A 21539-nucleotide genomic window follows, 5' to 3' on the forward strand; every position below is an offset into this window, starting at 1 on the left:
AGAACATGCCTGTGGGGGCCCCGCCCGCGCCTGGCGGGCGCGGCTCAGCCGAACAGGCGCGGCTGGGGCGGGGACAGCAGCCCTCGTTCAGCAAATGAAACGGGGCGGCCCTCGCCGACCACGAAGTGGTCCAGCAGGCGCACGTCCACCAGGGCCAGCGCCTGCTGCAGTTCGTCGGTGATGCGGGTATCGGCGCCGGAGGGCTCCGGGTCGCCGGAGGGGTGGTTGTGGCTGAGGATCACCGCCGCCGCGTTGTGCAGCAGGGCGCGCCGCACCACCTCGCGGGGATAGACCGGCGCGGCGTTGATGGTGCCCTGGAACAGCTCCTCGCAGGCGATCAGGCGGTGGCGGTTGTCGAGGAACAGCGCCATGAAGATCTCGCGGGCCTGGCCGCGCAGGCGGTGCTGCAGGTAACGGCCCACCGCGACGGGATTGTTGCCGACCGCCTCGCCCTGCTGCAGCTCGGCAGCCAGGTAGCGCTGGGCCAGTTCCAGCCCGGCGGCCAGGGCACAGCTGCGCGCCGGGCCCAGCCCAGGCAGCCGGGCCAGCTCCCGGGCCGGGCGGTCCAGCAGCACGCGCAGCGGGCCATGCGCCTGCAGCAGGTCGCGCGCGGTCTGCACCGCGTCGCGCCCGCCGAAGCCCGAGCCGAGGAACAGCGCCAGCAGCTCGGCGTCGGACAAGGTGGCGGGGCCGCGGGCGATCAGCTTCTCGCGGGGACGTTCCTGTTCGGGCCAGTCATGGATGGGCATGCCTGCATCATCGCCGGTGCGGGTGAGGCGTCCCATCGGGGCAGCACGCATGCCAGGGTCGGCCGTTGCCTCAGCCGCGCCGCGACTGCAGGTAGGCGAACAGTTCCTGGTTGTTCTGCAGGCCCAGCTTGCGCTTGGCTTCGGCCTTCTGCCGGCTGATCGTCTTCGGGCTGCGTCCGCAGTGGACGGCGATGGCGTTCACCTTTAGCCCGGCGGCCAGCAGGTCCAGTACTTCCTGCTCGCGGGCCGACAGCGCGGCCGGTTCGCGCGCGAACATCAGGTCGCGCGCCTGCAGGTGGTGGCGCAGCTGCTGCGAGACGAATACCTGGCCTGCCAGGGCGGCGTTCAGCGCCTGCGGCAACTCGCCGAAATCGGCGCACTTGTCGACCAGGCCGCCGACCCCGTCGCGCAGCAGGCCGTCGAGCAGGCCGGGGTGGCGGGCGCCGGTGAGCACCACCACGGGAGTGCCGGGGTGGCGTGCGCGCAGTTCAGCGATCAGGTCCGCGCCGTCGGGACCGTCGCCCGCCATGGAGAGATCGGTCAGCACGGCGTCGCAGTCGTGGCGTTCGACCAGGTGCAGCAGTTGGGCGCCGTCGCGCGCGCTGCCGACAACCTCCATCAGGTGGGTCTGCAGCACGATGCGGATGCCGTGCAGGACGACGGGATGGTCGTCGGCGATGATGATGCGCGGGTGCACGCGGGATCCTCGAAAAGCGAAGCGGCACACCTGTGGTGGCCACCGACGATTCTGCAAACGTGGCCGGCCCGCAGGTATAGGAAAGTTCCGAATCGCACTGGCCTGAACCCCGGAAGCGCTGTGGTCCAAGTCCCATCTGCTGATAGCCGCCCGCTATGTGCGCCGTGTACCGGGACATTACCGACCATCGGGTAAGCTAATGCCCTCGTTTGCACAGGAATTCCAGGTGGCTGACTCCCCCAACGCTTCCCCCGCGCCCGTTCGCGCGCTGGAAGGCCAGAAACTGCTGTTGTGCGTCGGAGGCGGGATCGCGGCCTACAAGGCTCTGGAACTGGTGCGGCGGCTGCGTGACGCCGGCGCCCAGGTCCAGGTGGCGATGACCGCCGGCGCCCAGCAGTTCGTCACCCCCCTCAGCTTCCAGGCCCTGTCCGGGCAGCCGACCCGCACCACGCTGTGGGACAGCGCCGCCGAACAGGCCATGGGCCACATCGAGCTGGCCCGCTGGGCCGACCGCATCGTGGTCGCGCCGGGGACCGCCGACCTGCTGGCACGCCTGGCCCAGGGCCATGCTGATGACCTGGTCAGTACCCTGTGCCTGGCCAGCACCGCGCCACTGACGATCTGCCCGGCGATGAACCATCGCATGTGGCTGCATCCGGCCACCCAGGCCAACATCGCGCTGCTGCGCCAGCGGGGCGCGCAGGTGATCGGCCCGGTCGATGGCCCGCTGGCCGAAGGCGAATCCGGCCCCGGTCGCCTGGCCGAGCCCGGCGACATCGTGGCCGCGCTGGCCGCCAATGGTGGCAGCGCCGCGGCCGTTGCCGCGCCGGAGACCCGCGCGCTGCAGGGCCTGCGCCTGCTGATCAGCGCCGGCCCGACCTACGAAGACATCGATCCGGTGCGCTATGTCGGCAACCGCAGCAGCGGCAAGATGGGCTTCGCCCTGGCCACCGCCGCCGCCGCGCTGGGCGCGGAGGTGGTGCTGGTCAGCGGACCGGTACAGCTGCCGACGCCGCCGGGCGTGCAGCGCATTGATGTGCGTTCGGCCGCGCAGATGCGCGATGCCGTGCTGACGTCCCTGCCTGCCGACATCTACATCGGTGCTGCCGCGGTGTCGGACTACACGCCGCGCCAGGTTGCCACGCAGAAGCTGAAGAAGACCGCCGACAGCCAGTCGCTGGTGATCGAGCTGGTGCGCACGCCGGACATCCTTGCCGAAGTGGCGGCGCAGACCCAGTCGCTGAAGCTGGTGGTCGGCTTCGCCGCCGAGACCCACGACGTGGAGAAGTACGCACGCGGCAAGCTGATCGACAAGCGCCTGGACCTGGTGATCGCCAACCAGGTGGGCATCAGCGGCGGCGGGTTCGAGAGCGACAACAATGCCGCCACGGCCTTCTGGCAGGACGGTGAACAGGTATTCCCGGCCACCTCCAAGCGCGAGCTGGCCGAACAACTGCTGGCGCTGATCGCGCGGAGACTCCAGGCATGACCCAGGCATCCCTTTCCCAACCGCTGCAGGTCAAGCTGCTCGACCCGCGCTTCGGCGACAGCTGGCCGCTGCCGGCCTATGCCACCGAGGCCAGTGCCGGCATGGACCTGCGCGCGGCGCTGGATACCGCGCTGACCCTGCAGCCGGGCGACACCGCGCTGGTGCCCAGCGGCCTGGCCATCCACATCGCCGACCCGAACCTGTGCGCGGTGATCCTGCCGCGCTCGGGGCTGGGCCATCGCCACGGCATCGTGCTGGGCAACGGCACCGGCCTGATCGACGCCGACTACCAGGGGCCGCTGCTGATCAGCGTCTGGAACCGTGGCCGCGAGGTGTTCACCATCGAGCCGGGCGATCGCATCGCGCAGCTGGTGGTGGTTCCGATCGCCCGCGTGAGCCTGCAGGTGGTGGATACTTTCACCGACAGCGTGCGGGGCGCGGGTGGATTCGGCCATACCGGGGTGCGTTGACAGGGGGCATCGATGAGCGGCATCGGGGAAGGACAGCGGGGACGGTCGTTGGGACGCAGTGCACCCTTGCTGGGGGTACTGCTGATCCTGCTGGCCGGCTGGTTCGGATGGAGTGCGGTGCAGCAGTGGCGGCAGGAGGCCAACGGGCAGGCGCTGGAAGAGGCGCGTGACCAGGCCGTGCAGGGCCTGCAGCAGGCCGCTGCGGGCCAGTTGCAGCAGCTGCAGCAGCAGTTGAAGAACGATCGCGTGCAGCAGGCGCTGCAGGCTGGCGATGCCGCTGCGGCGGCGCTGGCCGTGCGCGAGGGCTGGAGCGGGGTCGAGCAGGTCGAGGTGCTGGCGGCCGATCTGGCCAACGCCTATGCCGATCCGGCCGCCTTCGGCTATGCGCGGCTGGCGTTGCTGGAAGCCGCGCTGGCCGAGGCCAAGCCCAGCCTGCGCGTGGTCCGCGACGGCGGTGGCAACCGCCTGGGCCTGGCCGCGCCGGTGCAGCTGGGCAGCCTGGGGCCGGCCGTCATCTATGTGCGCCAACCGCTGCTGCGGCTGACTTCACCGCTCGACCAGGTCAGCGCGCCGTCGGCCGGCTTCCTCGGCCTGCGCCAGGGAGGATTCGATCTGGTCACCCAGGGCGACCCGAGCCTGGCCGAGAGTGCGGAGGCGCTGGCGCGACCCGTGGCCGGCACGCCGCTGCGGCTGGTCGCGTCGGTGCCCAACGTCGAGGCCGGCCCGCTCGGCCTCGGTGCGCTGGCCAGTGCCATCGTCGCGCTGCTGCTGGCGTTCATTGCCGTGTTGCTGGTGGTCGGCCGCGACCGGCTGCCGAAGTCGCTGCCGTTGCCGCGCCGCGCCGCAGCGTCCGAAGCCGACCATGGCCCGACCCTGAGCGAGAGCCTGCAGCAGGCGCCGCCACCGGTGGCGAACCTGGCCGGCAGTGGCGATGCCACGCCACCGCCGCCACCGCCGGTGCCTGTCGAAGAACTGGCCGCCGGCATCTTCCGCGCCTACGACATCCGCGGCGTGGTGGGCAGCGAACTGACGCCGAAGACCGCCGCGCTGATCGGCCAGGCCATCGGCACCGTGGCGCTGGAGCAGGGCCTGCGCGAGGTGGTGGTCGGCCGCGATGGCCGCCTGTCCGGACCGGAGCTGACGGCCGGGCTGGCCGAAGGCCTGCGCCGTGCCGGCTGCGCGGTGATCGACATCGGCCTGGCGCCGACCCCGCTCGTGTACTACGCCGCGTTCCACCTGCGGACCGGCACCTGCGTGGCGGTCACCGGCAGCCACAATCCGCCCGAGTACAACGGCTTCAAGGTGGTCATCGGCGGCGAAACGCTGTCCGGCGAGGCGATCACCGACCTCTACCAGCGCATCGTCGAGGGCCGCCTGGTGCAGGCGGCCGAGCCGGGTGACTACCAGCAGCGCGACGTCAGCGCCGACTACATCCAGCGCATCGCCGATGACGTGCAGCTGGACCGTCCGCTGAAGGTGGTGGCCGACGCCGGCAATGGCGTGGCCGGCGCACTGGCCCCGCAGCTGCTGGAAGCAATCGGCGCCGACGTCATCCCGCTGTACTGCGATGTCGACGGTACCTTCCCCAACCATCATCCCGACCCGAGCGAGCCGGCCAACCTGGAAGACCTGGTGCAGACGGTCAAGCGCTTCGGTGCCGATCTCGGCGTGGCCTTCGATGGCGATGGCGACCGGCTGGGCGTGGTCACCGGCGAAGGCAGGATCATCTATGCCGACCGCCTGCTGATGCTGTTCGCCGCCGATGTGCTGATGCGCAATCCGGGCGCGATGGTGATCTACGACGTGAAGTGCACCGGCAAGCTGTCCGACCATGTGCTGCGCAACGGTGGCAGCCCGCTGATGTGGAAGACCGGGCATTCGCTGATGAAGGCGAAGATGCGCGAGACCGACGCCGAACTGGCCGGCGAGATGAGCGGCCACTTTTTCTTCAAGGAGCGCTGGTTCGGTTTCGACGACGGCCTGTACGCCGCTGCGCGCCTGCTGGAGATCCTGGCCCAGCGCGAGGAAACCCCGGACGAGGTGCTGGGCGAACTGCCGGAGATGGTCGCCACGCCGGAGCTGAAGGTCCCGGTGGCCGAGGGGACGCCGCATGCGCTGGTGGCGATGCTGGTGGCGGCGGCGCAATCGCCGGACAACCCGTACGTGGGCGGCCGCCTGTCGACCATCGACGGCCTGCGCGTGGACTTCGCCGATGGCTGGGGCCTGGTGCGTGCCTCCAACACCACCCCGGTGCTGGTGCTGCGTTTCGAGGGCAACGACGAGGCGGCACTGGAGCGCATCCAGGCCCTGTTCCGCAGCCAGCTGCAACCGGTGCTGGGCGATACCCCGCTGGGGTTCTGACCCCTTTGCACGCAGCAGCAGAATGGGTAGTGCTACCAGCGGCCTACACTACCCCTTGAACCGCAATCCCACGCCCGGTTCGGTGAACAGGTAACGCGAATCCAGCGCCGAGTCGCCCAGCTTGTGCCGCAGCTTGCCGACCAGGATGCGCAGGTAATGGGTGTCGTGCTGGTGGGTCGGGCCCCAGATTTCCTGCAGGATCTGCGGCTGGGTCACCACCCGCCCGGCATTGCGCAGCAGCAGCGACAGCAACGCATACTCCTTGCGGGTCAACGCCACCGCTTCGCCATCAAGGGCGACTTCACGGCGCACCAGGTCCACGTGCAGATGGCCATCGTCGAACACCGGCGGGGTGCCGTCGGTCGGCACGCTGCGCGTGCGCAGCAGCGCCCGCACCCGCGCCATCAGCTCCTGCGTGCCGAACGGCTTGGTCACATAGTCGTTGGCGCCGGTATCCAGTGCGCGCACCTTCTCGGCTTCGCCGGCGCGCACGGTCAGCATGATCACCGGCACCTGGCTCCACTGCCTCAGTTGTTCCAGCACCTCGTGGCCTTCCATGTCCGGCAGGCCGATGTCCAGGATCACCAGGTCCATGTCCTCGCTGGCGGCCAGTTGCAGGCCTTCCTGGCCGGTGGCCGCCTGCCGCACCTGGTAGCCCTGCGCGCGCAGGCTGATGTCCAGGAACCGGCGGATCTGGGTTTCATCGTCGATCACCAGCACGCGTGCGGCCGGCACGCTGGCATCAATCGGGGTCGGGCTCATCGTGGGAGGCTGGCTTGAGCAGGGGCAGGGTGATGCGGATCAGGGTACCGCGACCGTCGCGTCCGGGCAGCGCCTGCACGCTGCCGCCATGTGCGCCGATCATGCCCTGGCAGATGGTCAGGCCCAGGCCGGTGCCGTGGCGGCCGCGGTCGCCGCGCTCGACGCTGTAGAACATGTCGAAGATGCGCGCACGCTCGTCATCGGGAATGCCGGGGCCGGCATCGATCACATCGATGCGCAGCTGTCCGTCCAGTTCGCGCGCCTGCACCTGCACGGCGGCGTCGGGCGGCGAGAACTTGGCCGCGTTCTCCATCACGTTGAACACGGCCTGTTCGACCAGTGCCGGGTGTACCCAGATCGGCGCCAGCGTGGCCGGAATGTCCAGCTCCAGCCGCACCTTGGGCTGGTAGCGCTGCAGGCGCCGCGCCGCCGAGCCGATCAGTTCGTCCACGCCGATCCAGTCGCGGTTGATCTTCAGCCCTTCGTGACCCAGGCGGGTCATGTCCAGCAGGTTCTGGATGTAGCGGTCCAGCCGCTCGCCTTCGACCAGGATGGTGTCCAGCAGGGCGCGGCGATCGGCTGTGTCCATCGCCGCGCCGTAACTGGCCAGGCTGTCGGCCGAACCGATCATCGCCGCCAGTGGCGAGCGCAGGTCGTGCGACACCGAAGAAAGCAGGGCCGAGCGCAACCGCTCGGTCTCGTTGCTGACATGTGCCTGTTCGAGTTCGGCCACCAGCCGCGTGCGCAGCGCGGCCTGCGCGATGTCATCGACCATTGCTTCGGCCAGCTGCCGCTGTTCGGGCAGCAGGCGTGCCTGTGCGCCGGGCAGGTACAGGCCGGCCACGCCGATCGCGCGGTCTTCGCCATCCAGCAATGGCAGGAACCACCACTGCGCGCCGGCCAGGGTGTCGGTGAAGCGCCCGCTGGGCTGGCCGTGGCGCAGCGCCCAGTCGGCGGCGGCCAGGTCGGTATCGCCGGGTTGGCTGCGGCCACCGGCGGCGGTGTCGGCGCCGATCCGCAGCCAGGCCGGCACATCCATGGCCTGTTCCAGGGCATGGCGACCTGCCTGTGCCACCTCGCCGTTGCCGGCGGCGCTGGCCAGCTGGCGGCCCAGCTGCTGGCGCGCACGCGCATGGCGGTTGGCCGCACGCAGCGCGATCACCTGCATGCGCAGGCGCGAGGCCAGGCGCCCGGCCACCAGTGCCGCGGCCAGGAACAGGAACACGGTGATCACGCCCTGGCGTGCACCGATGGCGAAGGTGAAGCGGGGCGCGATGAACAGGAAGTTGTAGGCGAGGAAACACAGGATCGCCGCCATCACCGCCACGCTGGCGCGCGTGCGCGCCGCCACCAGCACCACTGCCACGATGAACACCATCGACAGGTCGGCCATGCCGACCCAGCGTTCGGCCAGCCAGGCCACCGCACAGGCCAGCGCGGTGGCGATCAGCGCCTGCACCGGCTCGTAGCTGATGCCGCGCATCGGTGGCAGCAGGCCCTCGCGGCGCGAGCGCGCCCGGGCCTGCGGCGTGCTGATGATGGTGATCTCGTAGTGCGCGCCGCGCTGGATCAGTTGCTGGGTGAGGGTACGGTTGAACATCCGCGCCAGCGGACGCTCACGGGTCCGCCCCAGCACCAGGGTCGACACGCCGTTGTGCGCGGCGTGGTCGAGCAGGGCATCGGCAATGCTCGATCCATGCAGCAGTTCGGCGTCGCCACCCAGGCGACGTGCCAGGGCGAAGGCCGCGTCGATCTCGCGCCGCGTGGCCTCGTCCTGGCGCCGGCCCTGCACGGTCACCACCGTCCACGGTGCGTCGCGGCGCTCGGCGATGCGACGCGCCACCCGCACCAGGTACTCGCTCTGGCCGCCGCCATCGATGGCCACCAGCACGCCGCGCCGCAGCGGCAGGTTGCCTTCGCCGCGTGCGGCGCGGGTTTCGCGCAGGCTGCTGTCGACGCGGTCGGCGGCTTCCTGCATCGCCAGCTCACGCAGGGCGGTCAGGTTGGCCGGCGAGAAGAACGCCTGCAGCGCCTGCGCGGCCTGCTCGGGCACATAGACCTTGCCCTGCTGCAGGCGCGCGATCAGTTCGCGCGGGGGCAGATCGACCAGCACGATGTCGTGCAGGCGATCGAGCACGCCGTCCGGTACGGTCTCGCTGACGCGCACGCCGGTGATGCGCATCACCACGTCGTTGAGGCTTTCCAGATGCTGGATGTTGACCGTGGTCCAGACGTCGATGCCAGCGTCCAGCAGCTCCATCACATCCTGCCAGCGTCGCTCGTGGCGGCTGCCCGGCGCGTTGCGGTGGGCCAGTTCATCCACCAGCACCAGCGCCGGATGCCGTGCCAGCACGGCATCCAGGTCCATCTCCTGCAACGTGTGGCCGTGGTAGGCCACTTCCTTCAGCGGCAGCTGCGGCAGGCCCTCCAGCAGCGCCTGGGTATCGGCACGGCCATGGGTTTCCACCAGCCCGACCACCAGGTCGACGCCGCGGCGCAGCTGTTCCTGGGCGCGGGTCAGCATGGTGTAGGTCTTGCCCACGCCCGGCGCGGCGCCGAGGAACACGGTCAGCTTGCCACCGGCTTCGCGTTGCAGGCCTTCCACCAGGGCATCGGCCTGGCGGGTACGCGCATCAGTCATGGGGGCCGCTGTCATGGCCGCCATTGTGCGCGCAGCCGGTGCAGGCTGGCATCACGGTGCCTTGGCCGCATGGTCCAGCGCGAAATTCAGCGTGACCACGTTCACCCGCGGCTGGCCGAACAGGCCCCACTGGCGCCCCTCGGTATGTGCCTGCACCAGCGCCTGCACGCGCTCCACCGGCAGGCCACGGGCACGCGCCACGCGTGCCACCTGCAGTTGAGCAGCGGCCGGCGACAGCTGTGGATCCAGGCCGCCGCCGGACTGGGTGACCAGATCGGCCGGCACCTGCGCCGGCGCGACGCCTTCGCGCGCAGCCACCGCCGCAGTGCTGGCGGCAACCCGCTCGGCCAGGGCTGGGTTGCTGCGCGCCAGGTTGGAACCGGCTGCGGCCATCGGGTCGTAGTTGGCCGCCGACGGCCGTGCCTGGAAGTAGCCATCACCGGTGAACGGCTGCGACAACCAGGCCGAGCCGCGCACCTGGCCGTTGCCGTCGCGCAGCAGGCTGCCCTCGGCCTGGGTGGGGTAGGCCAGGCCGGCGAAACCGGTGGCGATGCCGGCGTAGACCGCGCCGGCCAGCAGCAGGGTGGCCAGGCCCAGGCCGATCGCCGGGCGCCAGCCGGCGCCGTCCTGCAGGCTGGCCACGCGGGCCTCGGCTTTCGCTTCGCGGGGCAGGGAGGTGGAGGTGGAAGCAGAACGGTTCATGCGCCGAATACCAGGACAAGGAAGAGGTCGATCAGCTTGATCGCCGCGAACGGCAACAGCACGCCGCCGAGGCCGTACACCAGCATGTTCCGGCGCAGCAGCGCGGTGGCCGTGGCCGGACGGAAGCGCACGCCACGCAGGGCGAGCGGGATCAGCGCGGGAATCACCAGCGCGTTGAAGATCAGCGCTGCCAGCACCGCATTGCGCGGGCTCGACAGCTGCATCACGTTCAGTGCGGCCATGGCCGGAACCGCAGCGGCAAACAGCGCCGGCAGGATCGCGAAGTACTTGGAGACGTCGTTGGCCAGCGAGAAGGTGGTCAGCGCGCCGCGGGTGATCAGCTGCTGCTTGCCCACCTCCACCACCGCCAGCAACTTGGCCGGGTCCGAATCGAGGTCGACCATGTTGCCGGCCTCCTTCGCCGCCTGCGTGCCGGAGTTCATCGCCAGGCCGATGTCGGCCTGGGCCAGTGCGGGAGCGTCGTTGGTACCGTCACCCACCATCGCCACCAGGCGGCCACCGGCCTGTTCCTGGCGGATGCGCGCCAGCTTGTCTTCCGGACGGGCCTCGGCGATGTAGTCATCGACACCGGCCTCGGCGGCGATGGCGGCGGCGGTCAGCGGATTGTCACCGGTGATCATCACCGTGCGGATGCCCATCGCCCGCAGCTGCGCGAACTTCTCGCGCATGCCGTGCTTGACCACGTCCGACAGCTCGATCACGCCCAGTACGTGGCGTCCCTCGGCCACCACCAGCGGGGTGGCGCCATTGCGCGCGACCTGCTCGACGCGGCCGGCCAGTTCAGCCGGCACGTTGCCGCCGAGCGCCTGCACGTGGGCGCGGATCGCATCGGCAGCGCCCTTGCGGATCTGCCGCCCATGCTCCAGATCGACGCCGGACATGCGGGTCTGCGCACTGAAGGCCAGGTACTCGGCACGGTCCGGCTCGGCGGTGGCGCAGCCCTGTTCGCGCGCCAGGCGCACGATCGACTTGCCTTCCGGGGTCGGGTCGGCCAGCGAGGACAGCAGTGCCGCCTCGCGCAGCTGGCTGGCGTCGATGCCGGCCAGCGGATGGAAGTGGCTGGCCTGGCGGTCGCCGTAGGTGATGGTGCCGGTCTTGTCCAGCAGCAGCACATCGACGTCGCCGGCCACTTCCACCGCCTTGCCCGACTTGGCCAGCACGTTGGCGGCCAGCGCACGGTTCATGCCGGCGATGCCAATGGCCGGCAGCAGGCCGCCGATGGTGGTCGGGATCAGGCACACCAGCAGCGCGATCAGCAGCAGCGGGTCGACCTTGACGCCCACGGCCGCACCGATGGCCGGCAGCGTGGCCACCACCACCAGGAAGGTCAGCGTCATCGCCGCCAGCAGCAGGGTCAGTGCGATCTCGTTCGGGGTCTTCTGCCGGTTGGCGCCTTCCACCAGCGCGATCATCCGGTCCAGGAAGCTGTGGCCCGGCTCGGCGGTGACACGCACGACGATCTGGTCGGACAGCACCTTTGTGCCGCCGATCACGCCGGAGCGGTCGGTGCCGGCCTCGCGCAGCACCGGCGCGGATTCACCGGTCACCGCCGCTTCGTTGATGGTGGCCAGGCCCTGCACGATCTCGCCATCGGCCGGCACCAGCTCGCCGGCACTGACGATCACGTGGTCGCCCGGGCGCAGCTCGGCGGCCGGCACCTGGGCTTCCGCCGCTCCCGGCTGCGGCGCCGCCAGCCGGCGCGCCACCAGGTCCTGGCGGGCACGGCGCAGCGAAGCGGCCTGGCCGCGGCCACGGGCTTCGGCGACCGCCTCGGCGAAATTGCCGAACAGGACGGTCACCAGCAGGATCGCGGTCACCGCCAGGCCGAAGCCCAGCGGCGCATTGCCGGTCAGGGTGACGATCGCGGCCACGATCGTGCCGGCCATCACCACCGCCATCACCGGGCTGCGGACCAGTTGCATCGGCGACAACTTGCGCACGGCTTCGATCAGTGCGCGGCGCAGGCCGGCGCCGTCGAGCAGGGCAGGGCGCGCGGCGGCGGAACTACGGGTAGAACTTGCAAGACTACTCATGGCGGTGTCCTCAGTGCAGTCCCAGGCTCAGGTGGTCGGCGATCGGGCCGAGTACCAGCGCCGGCATGAACTGCAGCACGGTCAGGATGACGATCACCGAGACCAGGGTCAGGGCGAACGTCGGGGTTTCGATCTGCAGGCTGCCGGCAGACTCGGGCGCCTGGCGCTTGGCGGCCAGCTGTGCGGCCACCACCAGCGGGATGATCAGCAGCGGGAAGCGGCCCAGCAGCAGCACCAGCGAGCAGCTCAGGTTCCACCACAGCGTGGCGTCACCCAGCCCTTCGAAACCCGACCCGTTGTTGGCGTAAGCCGAGACATACTCGTAGAACACCTGGCTGATGCCATGGAAGCCGGGATTGGACGTGCCGGCCAGGCCGGGCACGGCCAGGGTGATCGCGGTGAACACCAGCAGGGTGATCGGCTGCAGCAGAACCAGCAGCGCCAGCAGGCGTACCTGCGGCGTCTCCAGCTTGCGGCCGAACAGTTCCGGCGTGCGCCCGGTCATCAGGCCGGCCAGGAACACGCCCAGCAGCAGGTAGACGATGAACTGCTGCAGGCCACAGCCGATGCCGCCCCAGATCGCACTGACCAGCATGTTGACCATCGCGATGCCACCGCTCAGCGGCGCCAGCGAATCGTGCATGCCGTTGACCGAGCCATTGGAGACCTGGGTCGTGACCGCCGCCCACAGCGCGGTGCCGTCGGCGCCGAAGCGCACTTCCTTGCCCTCCATCAGCAGCGGCGTGGCGGCGCTGGCGCTATGACCTTCGCTCCACATCATCGCGCCGGTGGACAGCAGCGACATGCCCAGCATGCAGCTGAACACCAGGGCGCCGAAGCGGCGCCGGCCGGTGAACGCGCCGATCATGAAGATCACCGCGATCGGCACCAGCAGGATGCCCACCACCTCCAGCGCGTTCGACAGCGGGGTCGGGTTCTCCAGCGGGAAGCTGCTGTTGGGGCCATACCAGCCACCGCCGTTGGCGCCCAGCTGCTTGGCCGCGACCATCGCCGCCACCGGGCCCAGCGGCAGTTTCTGCTGGGCCATGCCGGCGCTGGCGTCGATCGGCGCGGCCTGCGGGCCGCCGGCCATCGTCGACGGCACGCCCTGGCTGGTCAGCAGCAGGGTCCACAGCAGGCACAGCGGCAGCAGGAAGCGCACGCACAGGCGCACCACGTCCACGTAGTAGTTGCCCACTGCGACCTGGCGGTCATCGCCGCTGCCGGTGGTCGCCGCAGCCTGCGGCGCACGCGCGAACAGCGCACGCAGCGTCGCCACCGCCAGCGCCAGGCCCATCATCGGCGTCACCACCTGAAGGCCGGTGATGCCGGTCATCTGCGAGAGGTAGGACAGCTGCGCCTGGCCCGAATAGTGCTGCTGGTTGGTATTGGTCAGGAACGAGATCATCGTGTGCAGCGCGGTGTCCCAGCGCATGTTCGGGATCTGGTCCGGATTCAATGGCAGCCAGGCCTGGGTCATGAACACCGCCTGGGTCAATACAGCGACCACCACGTTGCTCAGTACGAAGGCCAGTACGTAACCGCGCCAGGACATCGCGCGCGAGGGATCGACGCCGAACACCGTGTACAGCGGCTTTTCGATCCAGTTGAACAGCACGTCGACCTTCATCGGCGTGCCGCGCATCACGCGGGCCAGGTACAGGCCCAGCGGCCACGCCAGCAGCAGGCTGGCGGCAAGAATGACAAGCATCTCAGTCATGGCCGGCTCCGTTAGAACGACTCGGGCCGCAGCACGACATAGAGAAGATAGGCGGCGGCGACCAGCACCAGCACGCCACACAACAACGACAGCCAGGGGGACATTGCAATAGCGTCCTGGTGGAACCCCTCCACCTCAGGCCGCCATCGTCGTCCTGCCGCCCATAAACGCACTACGCGCCGGACCGGGCCGACGCGTAAAGAGTGCATAAATTCGGTGGGTCAAGCCGTAACCGGGCGCCGGAGCCGCGCATGGCTCGGCTCCACAAGCGAATCACGGGGCCTGGCTCGTCGGCGCCACGCCCTTCAGCTCGCGATAGCGCTGCAGCGTGCTTTCGATTTCCGCCTTCAGCGCCTGCTGCTGCTGCAGGAATCCGGCCTGCAGGCGCTGTTGCGACTGCAGCTGCACGTGCCGCTGGCGGATCGCCTCGGCCTGCTTGTCGGCTACCTTGCCGCCGGCCAGTTCACGGTCGCCAGCGGCCGACAACAGCGCCACCAGCGATTCGCGCAGGCTGGTGACGTTGTACGCGGCGGTCTTCAGGTTGTTGTCCAGCACTTCCTGGCGCTCGGCGAACACCCGGCGCAGGTCGTCCTCGCTGCCATAGGTGGACAGCATTGCCTGTTCGGTGCGCTGGCGGGTCTGCTCGGCCATCAGGTCCAGCTGCTGCTGCTGCGCCGCCGTGCTGGCCGCGGCACGCTCCTCGTCGGTCAACGCGCGCTGGACCTGCGCATTGCGCAGGCCGCTCTTCGCGTTGAACTCCTCGCGGGCGTGATTGACCGCATCGGCCGGCAGCGAATCACTGCAGATCCGCTCCTTGCCCTCGTTCCAGCAGTACAGCTTCTTTTCCACCTTGCCGCCGTCGCGCGACTGCGCCGGCACGGTGAACGGCACGGCCAGCAGCAGGCCGGCAAAGAGAACAGCAGGAACTCGGGACATGACCTTTCCCCCTGGTCGGTCAGCGGATCGAACGGACGCCGTACTGGGCCCGGTAGGCTTCCAGCGGCTGCCGGTAACCCACAAGTTCCGGGTTGCCGGAGGCGAAATCAAGCAGGTCGGCCAGCGACGCCACGGCGATCACCGGAATCCCGGCCTCTTCGGCCACCGACTGCGCCGCCGAGCGGCGGTCGGCTTCCGAGGCGATCTCCTGGCGATCCAGGGCCACCACGATGCCGGCCGGGGTGCCGCCGGCAGCGCGGATGATGCCCAGCGCTTCGCGGATGGCGGTACCGGCCGTGATCACGTCATCGACGATCAGCACGCGCTTGCCATTCATGTCGGCACCGATCAGCTGGCCGCCTTCGCCATGCGCCTTGGCTTCCTTGCGGTTGAACGACAGCGGCAGGTCGCGGCCACGCTGGGCCAGTTCGCAGGCCATCGCGGTGGCCAGCGGAATGCCCTTGTAGGCCGGGCCGAACACCACGTCGTACTTGATCCCGCTGGCATCGATGGCGTCGGCGTAGCAGGCGCCGAGCTGGGACAGCAGCGAGCCGGAGTCGAAACGACCGGCGTTGAAGAAATAGGGGCTCAGCCGGCCGGACTTGAGGGTGAACTGGCCGAAGCGCAGGGCGTCGGCGGTCAGGGCCAGCTGCAGGAAACGGTGGCGGTGGTCGCTCATCAAAACTCGATTCATCTTCATTTGGAGCACAAATCCTAATCCAGCTGGGCCTTTCGCGCTCGTCCGGCCCGCTGCGGCGCGCACCGCAGCCCGGCCTGGCGGACTGCGCAGCCCCGCGGGCAACCGGTATGCTTGCCCGGTTTCCCGCCGCAGGTCCCCCGCATGCGCATCATCAGTTTCAACGCCAATGGCATCCGTTCCGCCGCGACCAAGGGCTTCCTCGACTGGTTCCGGGCCCAGGACGCCGACGTCCTGTGCCTGCAGGAGACCAAGGCCCAGGAAGACCAGCTGACCGACCCGATGTTCCGTCCGGACGGCCACCACTGCTTCTATCGCGATGCCATCACCAAGAAGGGCTACAGCGGCGTGGCGATCTACAGCAAGCGCGAGCCGGACCAGGTCATCACCTCGCTGGGCTGGGCGCCGTTCGACGACGAAGGCCGCTACATCGAGGCGCGCTACGGCAATCTCAGCGTGGTGTCCTTCTACATCCCGTCCGGCAGCTCGGGCGACCTGCGCCAGGGCTTCAAGTTCGAAGTGATGGAATGGCTGCGGCCGATCCTCGAGGAGTGGGCGCGCAGCGGCCGCGACTACGTGCTGTGCGGCGACTGGAACATCGTGCGTTCGGCGCTGGACATCAAGAACTGGAAGTCCAACCAGAAGAACTCCGGCTGCCTGCCGGAAGAGCGCGACTGGCTCAACGCGCTGTGCGCCGACCACGGCCAGGCCACCGATGTCGCCGCCGGCCGCGGCTGGGCCGATGCCTATCGCCTGCTCAACCCCACCGGCGAGGACTACACCTGGTGGAGCAACCGCGGCGCCGCCCGCGCCAACAATGTCGGTTGGCGCATCGACTACCAGTTCATCACCCCGGGCCTGCGTGAGCGCCTGCGCAGCTGCTCGATCTACCGCGACGAGCGCTTCTCCGACCACGCCCCGTTCACCGTGGACTACGACCTGTGACCGAGGCCGCCACGCCGGTCAGCTACAAGGGCTGGGCAGGCATCAAGCGCGCCTTCGGCACCCCGTCGGCGCTGACCATGGCCATGCTCGGCTTCGGCAGTGGCCTGCCGTTCCTGCTGATCGCCTCGCAGACCCTGTCCACGCGCCTGCGCGACGTCGGCCTGGACCTGGGCAGCATCGGCCTGATCAGCCTGGCCAGCTTCTTCTACCTGCTCAAGTTCCTGTGGGCGCCGCTGCTGGATCGCTACGCCTTCCCGCTGCTGGGACGGCTCGGCCGCCGCCGCTCCTGGCTGCTGGTGTCGCAGGTGCTGGTGCTGGTCGGGCTGGTCGCGCTGGCCTTCGTGCGGCCCGAACAGGGCGTGTGGCCGCTGGTGATGTGGGTGCTGGTGGCGTCGTTCGCCGGCGCCACCCAGGATTCGGCCGTCGATGCCTACCGCATCGAGATCGCGCCGCAGACCGCCCAGGCGGCGCTGGCCGCCACCTATACGCTGGGCTACCGGATCGGCCTGATCCTGGCCGGTGCCGGCGCGCTGTACCTGGCCCAGTTCGAAGGCTGGATCGTCGCCTACCTGGCGATGGCCGCGCTGATGCTGCTGCCGATCGTCACCACCCTGCTGTGCGCCGAACCGGAACGCCCGGCCACCGCCGTGCAGCGCCGCATCGATATTGCCGAAGCGTTCGTCCAGCCCATCTCCAGCTTCTTCAGCCGCAATGGCGTGGCACTGGCGCTGGTGCTGCTGGCCTTTGTCGGCCTGTTCAAGTTCCCCGACCAGGTGATCGGGGTGATGGCCGGGCCGTTCTATCTCGACTCGGGGTTCGACAAGGCCGACATCGCCACCGTCTCCAAGCTGTTCGGTGTGTGGATGGGCATCGGCGGCGCGTTCCTTGGCGGCATCGCGGTGGCTGCGTTCGGCTTCCGCCGCATGCTGCTGGTGGCCGCGCTGGGCGTGGCGCTGTCCAACCTGGCCTTCCTGCTGATGGCGCACAATCCGGGCAAGCTGTGGGCGTTCTACGCCGCGCTCAGTGCCGACAACCTGTTCCAGGGCTTCGCCGGCACCGTGCTGGTGGCCTTCATGTCGTCGCTGACCGACCGCAACTTCACCGCCACCCAGTACGCCTTGCTGGTCTCGCTGGCCAACCTGCCGGGCAAGTTCGTCGGTGGCGTCTCCGGCTACATCGTCGAAGCCACGTCCTACAGCACGTTCTTCATCCTCAGCTCGATCACCGTGGTGCCAACCCTGCTGCTGCTGGCGTGGCTGTGGCCGCGGATCGCCGATCGCGGGCCGCCGCCGGTCGCCTGATTGCCTGCCCGCCCGGACTGCGGGATCATCGCCCCCGACGCGCCGAGGGGGCGGTGCCTTGCGAACGGGGAAGTGAGCATGGCCGACGTTGTGCTGCGGGACCTGGACCCGCTGCTGCTGGAACGCATCCGACGGGTCGCGGTCGCCCGCGGCTGGACCCACGAACAGACCTGCGCCGCCTTGCTGGAGCAGGGCCTGTTCAGCAGTGAACTGGAGGTCCGCTCCGGCTTCGGCGATCCCGAAGTGGACGCCCTCTCCGCCGCGATTGCCGCCCTGCAGGCCCTGCCGGCAGGGCAGGGCTTCGATTAGCGGCCGCGCTGCCATGCTGTAGCGCCGAGCCCACGCTCGGCTGCTCCTGGCCTGGCCTGGCCCGGCTTGCGCGAAGCCGAGCGGTGCTCGCCTCTACAACGGCGCCTCACCTGCGCGGATGGCCCACCTCACGCCAGGTGGATCGCCCCCAGGATCCGCGGGCCCTTGGCCCCGGTCACGCTCGGCAGGTTGCCGGCCAGCCCGTCCATCGTCCGCTGCGCCAGCCAGGCGAACCCCATCGCCTCCACGTACTCCGGGTCCAGCCCGTGCACTGCGCTGGATTCCACCTGCACCTCCGGCAGCTGCGCCGCCAGCCGCTTCATCAGCTGCCGGTTGCGCACGCCGCCGCCACACACCAGCAGGCGCCGGGTCTGCGGCTGCTGTGACAGCAGCGCATCGACCACGGTCGCCACGGTCAGCTCCAGCAGGGTGGCCTGCACATCGGCGGCGGCGTACTGGCCTTCGCCCATGTGCGCCTCGGCCCAGGCCAGGTGGAACTGTTCGCGCCCGGTGCTCTTCGGCGGCGGCAGCGCGAACCACGGGTCCGAACGCCAGCCGGCCAGCAGGGACTCGTCCACCGCGCCACTGGCGGCATACGCGCCATCGGCATCGAAGGTGCGGCCGGTATGGCGCTGGCACCAGGCATCCATCAGCGCGTTGGCCGGGCCGGTATCGAAGCCGCGCACCTCGCCTTCGCGCGGGATCAGGGTCAGGTTGGCGATGCCGCCCAGGTTGAGCACCGCGCGGTCTTCGTCGGCGGTGCCCAGCATGCCCAGGTGAAAGGCCGGCATCAGCGGCGCACCATGGCCCCCGGCCGCCACATCGCGGCGGCGGAAGTCGGACACGGTGGTGATCCCGGTCAGTTCGGCGATGCGGTTGCCGTCGCCCAGCTGCACGGTGAAGGCCGGGCTGGCCAGCGGGCGGTGGCGCACAGTCTGGCCGTGCGAGCCGATCGCGCGGACCTGGCGGCGGTCCACGCCGGCCTCGGCCAGCAACTGATTGGCGGCGTCGGCGAAGCTGATCGCGATCCGCGCGTCCAGCGCGCCCAGTTCCTCCAGCGACTCCAGCGGGCCGCCTTCACCCAGCGCCACCAGCCGCGCGCGCAGCACCGGTTCCCAGCGGGCGGTCAGGCCGTGCACGAAGCGGCAGCCACCGCCGGCGGGGAACTGCACCAGCGCGGCGTCGATGCCGTCGGCGCTGGTGCCCGACATCAGGCCAAGGTACAGGGGGGCGTCAGCGTCGGCAGTGGTGTTCATGGCAGGCATAAAAAAAGGACGCGGCAAGCTTGGGCTGCCGCGTCCTTCTTCGTCAACGCAGGGCTCAGCCGCGCTTGCGGCTGCTGGACGGCTTGTCCTTGGCGCTGGCCACCGCGGGCGCAGCCTCGTCGCGGCTGGTCGGTGCCGGGCTGGCGTCGGCGTAGATCAGCTTCTCCATGCCCTGGATGCGCGCCATCGCCGGCGCGGTCTGCGCGCGGAAGGCGACCAGCTCGGCGCCCTTCAGCGGTTCCGGCGGCGGCATGGTCACGGTCAGCGGGTTGCGGTGCTCGCCGTTGACGCGGAATTCGTAGTGCAGGTGCGGCCCGGTCGCCAGGCCGGTCGAACCGACGTAGCCGATCACCGTGCCCTGGGCCACGCGCTGGCCGGTCTTGATGTTCGCAAAGCGCGACATGTGGCCGTACAGGGTGGTGTGCCCGCGGCCATGGTCGAGGATCACCACGTTGCCGTAGCCGTTCTGCACGCCGGCAAACTGCACGCGGGCGTCGCCGGCGGCCATGATCGGGGTACCGGTGCGCGCGGCGTAGTCGACGCCCTTGTGCATGCGCATCTTGCCCAGCACCGGGTGCTTGCGGGCGCCGAAGGTGGAGCTCAGCCGCGCGAACGGGATCGGCATGCGGATGAAGCTCTTCTTCAGCGAACGGCCGTTGATGTCGTAGTACTCGGACTTGCCGTTGCGGTCGAAGCGGAAGCCGGAATAGGTCTTGCCCCCGGTGGTGAAGGTCGCCGCCAGGATCTTGCTGGTGTCCACCTTCTCGCCTTCGCGCCAGGTTTCATCCATCACCACGCTGAAGCGGTCACCCGGCTGCAGGTCCTTGGAGAAGTCGATGTCGTACTTGAAGATGTCGTCGGTCATCGTCGCGATCGCCGACGGCGACAGCCCGGCGCGGCGCGCGGCGGCATACAGCGAACTGGTGATCTCGCCGCTGGTGACCACGGTGCGCGTGGAGGTCTCGCGGCGGGTCACCTTTTCCTTGATGTCATCGCCGGCCAGGCTCAGCTCCACGCGGTTGTCGGCATCGCGGTCGAAGCGGATGCTGCGCAGGTCGCCGGACAGCGGCATGTCAAAGGCGATCTCGGCACCCGGGCGCAGGCGGGTCAGCGCCTCACGCGCGCCGGGGTGGTCCAGCACCCGGTGCAGCGTGGTGGCCGGAATGCCGGCCTGGTCGAACAGGTCGCTCAGGGTCTGGCCGCGCTGCACGCGCAGCACCTGCCAGCTGTCGCCCGGCACCTGCTGCTGGCGGGCCAGGGTCAGTGGCGGCAACGGCAGCGCCAGGCTGGTGTGGCTGTCGGCGTAGGGGGCATCGATGGTGTGCGAGAAACCGGGGACGATCGTCGCCACCAGGGCGCCGATGGTCGCAAACAGGCTGGCATGCATCCAATGGCGGCGGGTCCAGCGCTCATTGAAGGCGGCGGGAAGGTGTTGCCTGAGCTTCCGATGCAGGGTGTTGTCGTGCAGGACGTGGAGGCGTTCCTGGAAGCGCTGCTTGCGTGCGCGCCCTTGTTCGGAATTGTGCATCGGCGGTTCTTTCCTGGCAGCCCGGGAGCGCGGGCCTGATCGCCGGTTACCATAGACACCTGAGAAAACCGCGTCAAACCCTTGTGCCCATTGGCTTTTGTGAAGCCAATCGGGTTAACTTTGCTTTAACACCCCACACAAGAATCGGCGTTGCCGGGAGTAGTCACGTGTCCTCGATTGAAGAAGCCCTTGCCCTGATCGGCCGTGGTGCCGACGAGATCCTCAAGCTTGAGGATCTGCGTGCGCGCCTGCAGGAAGGCCGTCCGCTGCGGATCAAGGCCGGCTTCGACCCCACCGCGCCCGACCTGCACCTGGGCCATACGGTGCTGCTGAACAAGATGCGCCAGTTCCAGGACCTCGGCCATCAGGTCATTTTCCTGATCGGCGACTTCACCGGCATGATCGGCGACCCCTCCGGCAAGAGCCTGACCCGCAAGCCGCTCAGCCGCGACGACGTGCTGGCCAACGCCCGCACCTACGAGGAACAGGTGTTCAAGGTGCTGGACCGCAGCCGTACCGAAGTGCGCTTCAACTCGGAGTGGTTCGGCAAGATGGGCGCGGCCGACATGATCCGCCTCGCCGGCCAGCACACCGTGGCGCGCATGCTCGAGCGCGACGACTTCGCCAAGCGCTATGCGGCCCAGCAGTCCATCGCCATCCATGAGTTCCTCTACCCGCTGGTGCAGGGCTACGACTCGGTGGCCCTGGAGGCCGACGTCGAACTCGGCGGCACCGACCAGAAATTCAACCTGCTGATGGGCCGTGGCCTGCAGGAGCACCACGGCCAGAAACCGCAGGTGGTGCTGACCATGCCGCTGCTGGAAGGCCTGGACGGCGTCAACAAGATGTCCAAGTCGCTGGGCAACTACATTGGTATCAGCGAGCCGGCCATCGACATCGTCACCAAGACCAT

General features: G+C 69.5%; 19 protein-coding genes (1 of these 19 only partly in view). 7 read left to right on the top strand and 12 right to left on the bottom strand.

Translation table 11 applies throughout. From position 1 onward, the window contains the following. Window positions 1-44 precede the first annotated feature (44 nt). Entirely contained in the window at window positions 45-785 is a 741-nt protein-coding gene (gene radC, locus NSQ78_RS01785) for a DNA repair protein RadC (protein WP_308304154.1), read from the bottom strand. A gap of 34 nt (window positions 786-819) precedes the next feature. Next, window positions 820-1446 (bottom strand): response regulator transcription factor, encoded by a 627-nt coding sequence (locus tag NSQ78_RS01790; RefSeq protein ID WP_064237496.1) that lies wholly within the window; start codon window positions 1444-1446, stop codon window positions 820-822. A 199-nt stretch (window positions 1447-1645) separates the two neighbouring features. On the opposite strand from NSQ78_RS01790, the gene coaBC reads away from it, so the two are divergent. Genes coaBC through NSQ78_RS01805 form a run of 3 tightly spaced genes read left to right on the top strand, consistent with a single transcriptional unit; the run spans window position 1646 to window position 5766 of the window. After that, window positions 1646-2935 (top strand): bifunctional phosphopantothenoylcysteine decarboxylase/phosphopantothenate--cysteine ligase CoaBC, encoded by a 1290-nt coding sequence (gene coaBC, locus NSQ78_RS01795; protein ID WP_223224856.1) that lies wholly within the window; start codon window positions 1646-1648, stop codon window positions 2933-2935. Further along, complete coding sequence (gene dut, locus NSQ78_RS01800; RefSeq protein ID WP_049465935.1) at window positions 2932-3405, top strand: dUTP diphosphatase; 474 nt, start codon at window positions 2932-2934, stop codon at window positions 3403-3405. The genes coaBC and dut overlap by 4 nt, the downstream gene beginning before the upstream one ends. Before the next feature lie 12 nt (window positions 3406-3417). Then, window positions 3418-5766, top strand: coding sequence for a phosphomannomutase/phosphoglucomutase (locus NSQ78_RS01805; protein WP_053505724.1), 2349 nt, complete (start codon window positions 3418-3420; stop codon window positions 5764-5766). A 48-nt stretch (window positions 5767-5814) separates the two neighbouring features. Here NSQ78_RS01805 and NSQ78_RS01810 read toward each other — a convergent pair whose 3' ends face one another. The 8 genes from NSQ78_RS01810 to pyrE all read right to left on the bottom strand — a co-directional run bounded on the left by NSQ78_RS01810 (window position 5815) and on the right by pyrE (window position 15260). Then, on the bottom strand, window positions 5815-6528 hold the full coding sequence (locus tag NSQ78_RS01810; RefSeq protein ID WP_053461956.1) for a response regulator transcription factor: 714 nt from the start codon (window positions 6526-6528) through the stop codon (window positions 5815-5817). Then, window positions 6509-9169: a sensor histidine kinase KdpD gene (locus tag NSQ78_RS01815; protein ID WP_053461957.1), complete on the bottom strand. Its 2661-nt coding sequence runs from the start codon at window positions 9167-9169 to the stop codon at window positions 6509-6511. The genes NSQ78_RS01810 and NSQ78_RS01815 overlap by 20 nt, the downstream gene beginning before the upstream one ends. Window positions 9170-9220: 51 nt before the next feature. Next, window positions 9221-9871, bottom strand: a complete 651-nt coding sequence (gene kdpC, locus NSQ78_RS01820) for a potassium-transporting ATPase subunit KdpC (RefSeq protein WP_053505726.1) — start codon at window positions 9869-9871, stop codon at window positions 9221-9223. Further along, window positions 9868-11925 carry a potassium-transporting ATPase subunit KdpB gene (gene kdpB, locus NSQ78_RS01825; protein ID WP_339207708.1) on the bottom strand — a complete coding sequence of 686 codons (2058 nt, stop codon included), beginning with the start codon at window positions 11923-11925 and terminating at the stop codon, window positions 9868-9870. Before kdpB ends, kdpC begins: the two co-directional genes overlap by 4 nt. A gap of 10 nt (window positions 11926-11935) precedes the next feature. Then, window positions 11936-13645, bottom strand: coding sequence for a potassium-transporting ATPase subunit KdpA (gene kdpA / locus NSQ78_RS01830; protein ID WP_149902118.1), 1710 nt, complete (start codon window positions 13643-13645; stop codon window positions 11936-11938). A gap of 11 nt (window positions 13646-13656) precedes the next feature. After that, on the bottom strand, window positions 13657-13749 hold the full coding sequence (locus NSQ78_RS01835; protein ID WP_005407770.1) for a potassium-transporting ATPase subunit F: 93 nt from the start codon (window positions 13747-13749) through the stop codon (window positions 13657-13659). Window positions 13750-13918: 169 nt separating this feature from the next. Next, window positions 13919-14581, bottom strand: a complete 663-nt coding sequence (locus tag NSQ78_RS01840; protein ID WP_064237499.1) for a hypothetical protein — start codon at window positions 14579-14581, stop codon at window positions 13919-13921. A 19-nt stretch (window positions 14582-14600) separates the two neighbouring features. Beyond that, entirely contained in the window at window positions 14601-15260 is a 660-nt protein-coding gene (gene pyrE / locus NSQ78_RS01845; protein WP_049465919.1) for an orotate phosphoribosyltransferase, read from the bottom strand. A gap of 162 nt (window positions 15261-15422) precedes the next feature. Here pyrE and NSQ78_RS01850 point away from each other — a divergent pair, with 162 nt between their 5' ends. From NSQ78_RS01850 to NSQ78_RS01860, 3 genes are all read left to right on the top strand, one after another. After that, a complete protein-coding gene (locus NSQ78_RS01850; RefSeq protein ID WP_064237500.1) occupies window positions 15423-16223 on the top strand; it encodes an exodeoxyribonuclease III in 801 nt (266 codons plus the stop codon). Further along, window positions 16220-17524: an MFS transporter gene (locus NSQ78_RS01855; RefSeq protein ID WP_049465914.1), complete on the top strand. Its 1305-nt coding sequence runs from the start codon at window positions 16220-16222 to the stop codon at window positions 17522-17524. The genes NSQ78_RS01850 and NSQ78_RS01855 overlap by 4 nt, the downstream gene beginning before the upstream one ends. Window positions 17525-17602: 78 nt before the next feature. Then, a complete protein-coding gene (locus NSQ78_RS01860) occupies window positions 17603-17833 on the top strand; it encodes a hypothetical protein (RefSeq protein WP_014645678.1) in 231 nt (76 codons plus the stop codon). Window positions 17834-17961: 128 nt separating this feature from the next. On the opposite strand, the gene NSQ78_RS01865 is transcribed toward NSQ78_RS01860, so the two are convergent. Continuing rightward, complete coding sequence (locus NSQ78_RS01865; protein WP_080473184.1) at window positions 17962-19089, bottom strand: anhydro-N-acetylmuramic acid kinase; 1128 nt, start codon at window positions 19087-19089, stop codon at window positions 17962-17964. A 64-nt stretch (window positions 19090-19153) separates the two neighbouring features. Continuing rightward, window positions 19154-20626 carry a peptidoglycan DD-metalloendopeptidase family protein gene (locus NSQ78_RS01870; RefSeq protein WP_049465910.1) on the bottom strand — a complete coding sequence of 491 codons (1473 nt, stop codon included), beginning with the start codon at window positions 20624-20626 and terminating at the stop codon, window positions 19154-19156. A gap of 167 nt (window positions 20627-20793) precedes the next feature. On the opposite strand from NSQ78_RS01870, the gene tyrS reads away from it, so the two are divergent. Then, on the top strand, window positions 20794-21539 hold the 5' portion of the coding sequence (gene tyrS, locus NSQ78_RS01875; protein ID WP_049465908.1) for a tyrosine--tRNA ligase. The gene runs 466 nt beyond the window's last position; the window shows 746 of its 1212 coding nt (coding positions 1-746); its start codon is at window positions 20794-20796; its stop codon lies beyond the right edge, outside the window.

Origin of the sequence: Stenotrophomonas sp. FSL W7-1447, assembly GCF_037966425.1 — a bacterium.
GTDB lineage: Bacteria > Pseudomonadota > Gammaproteobacteria > Xanthomonadales > Xanthomonadaceae > Stenotrophomonas > Stenotrophomonas pavanii.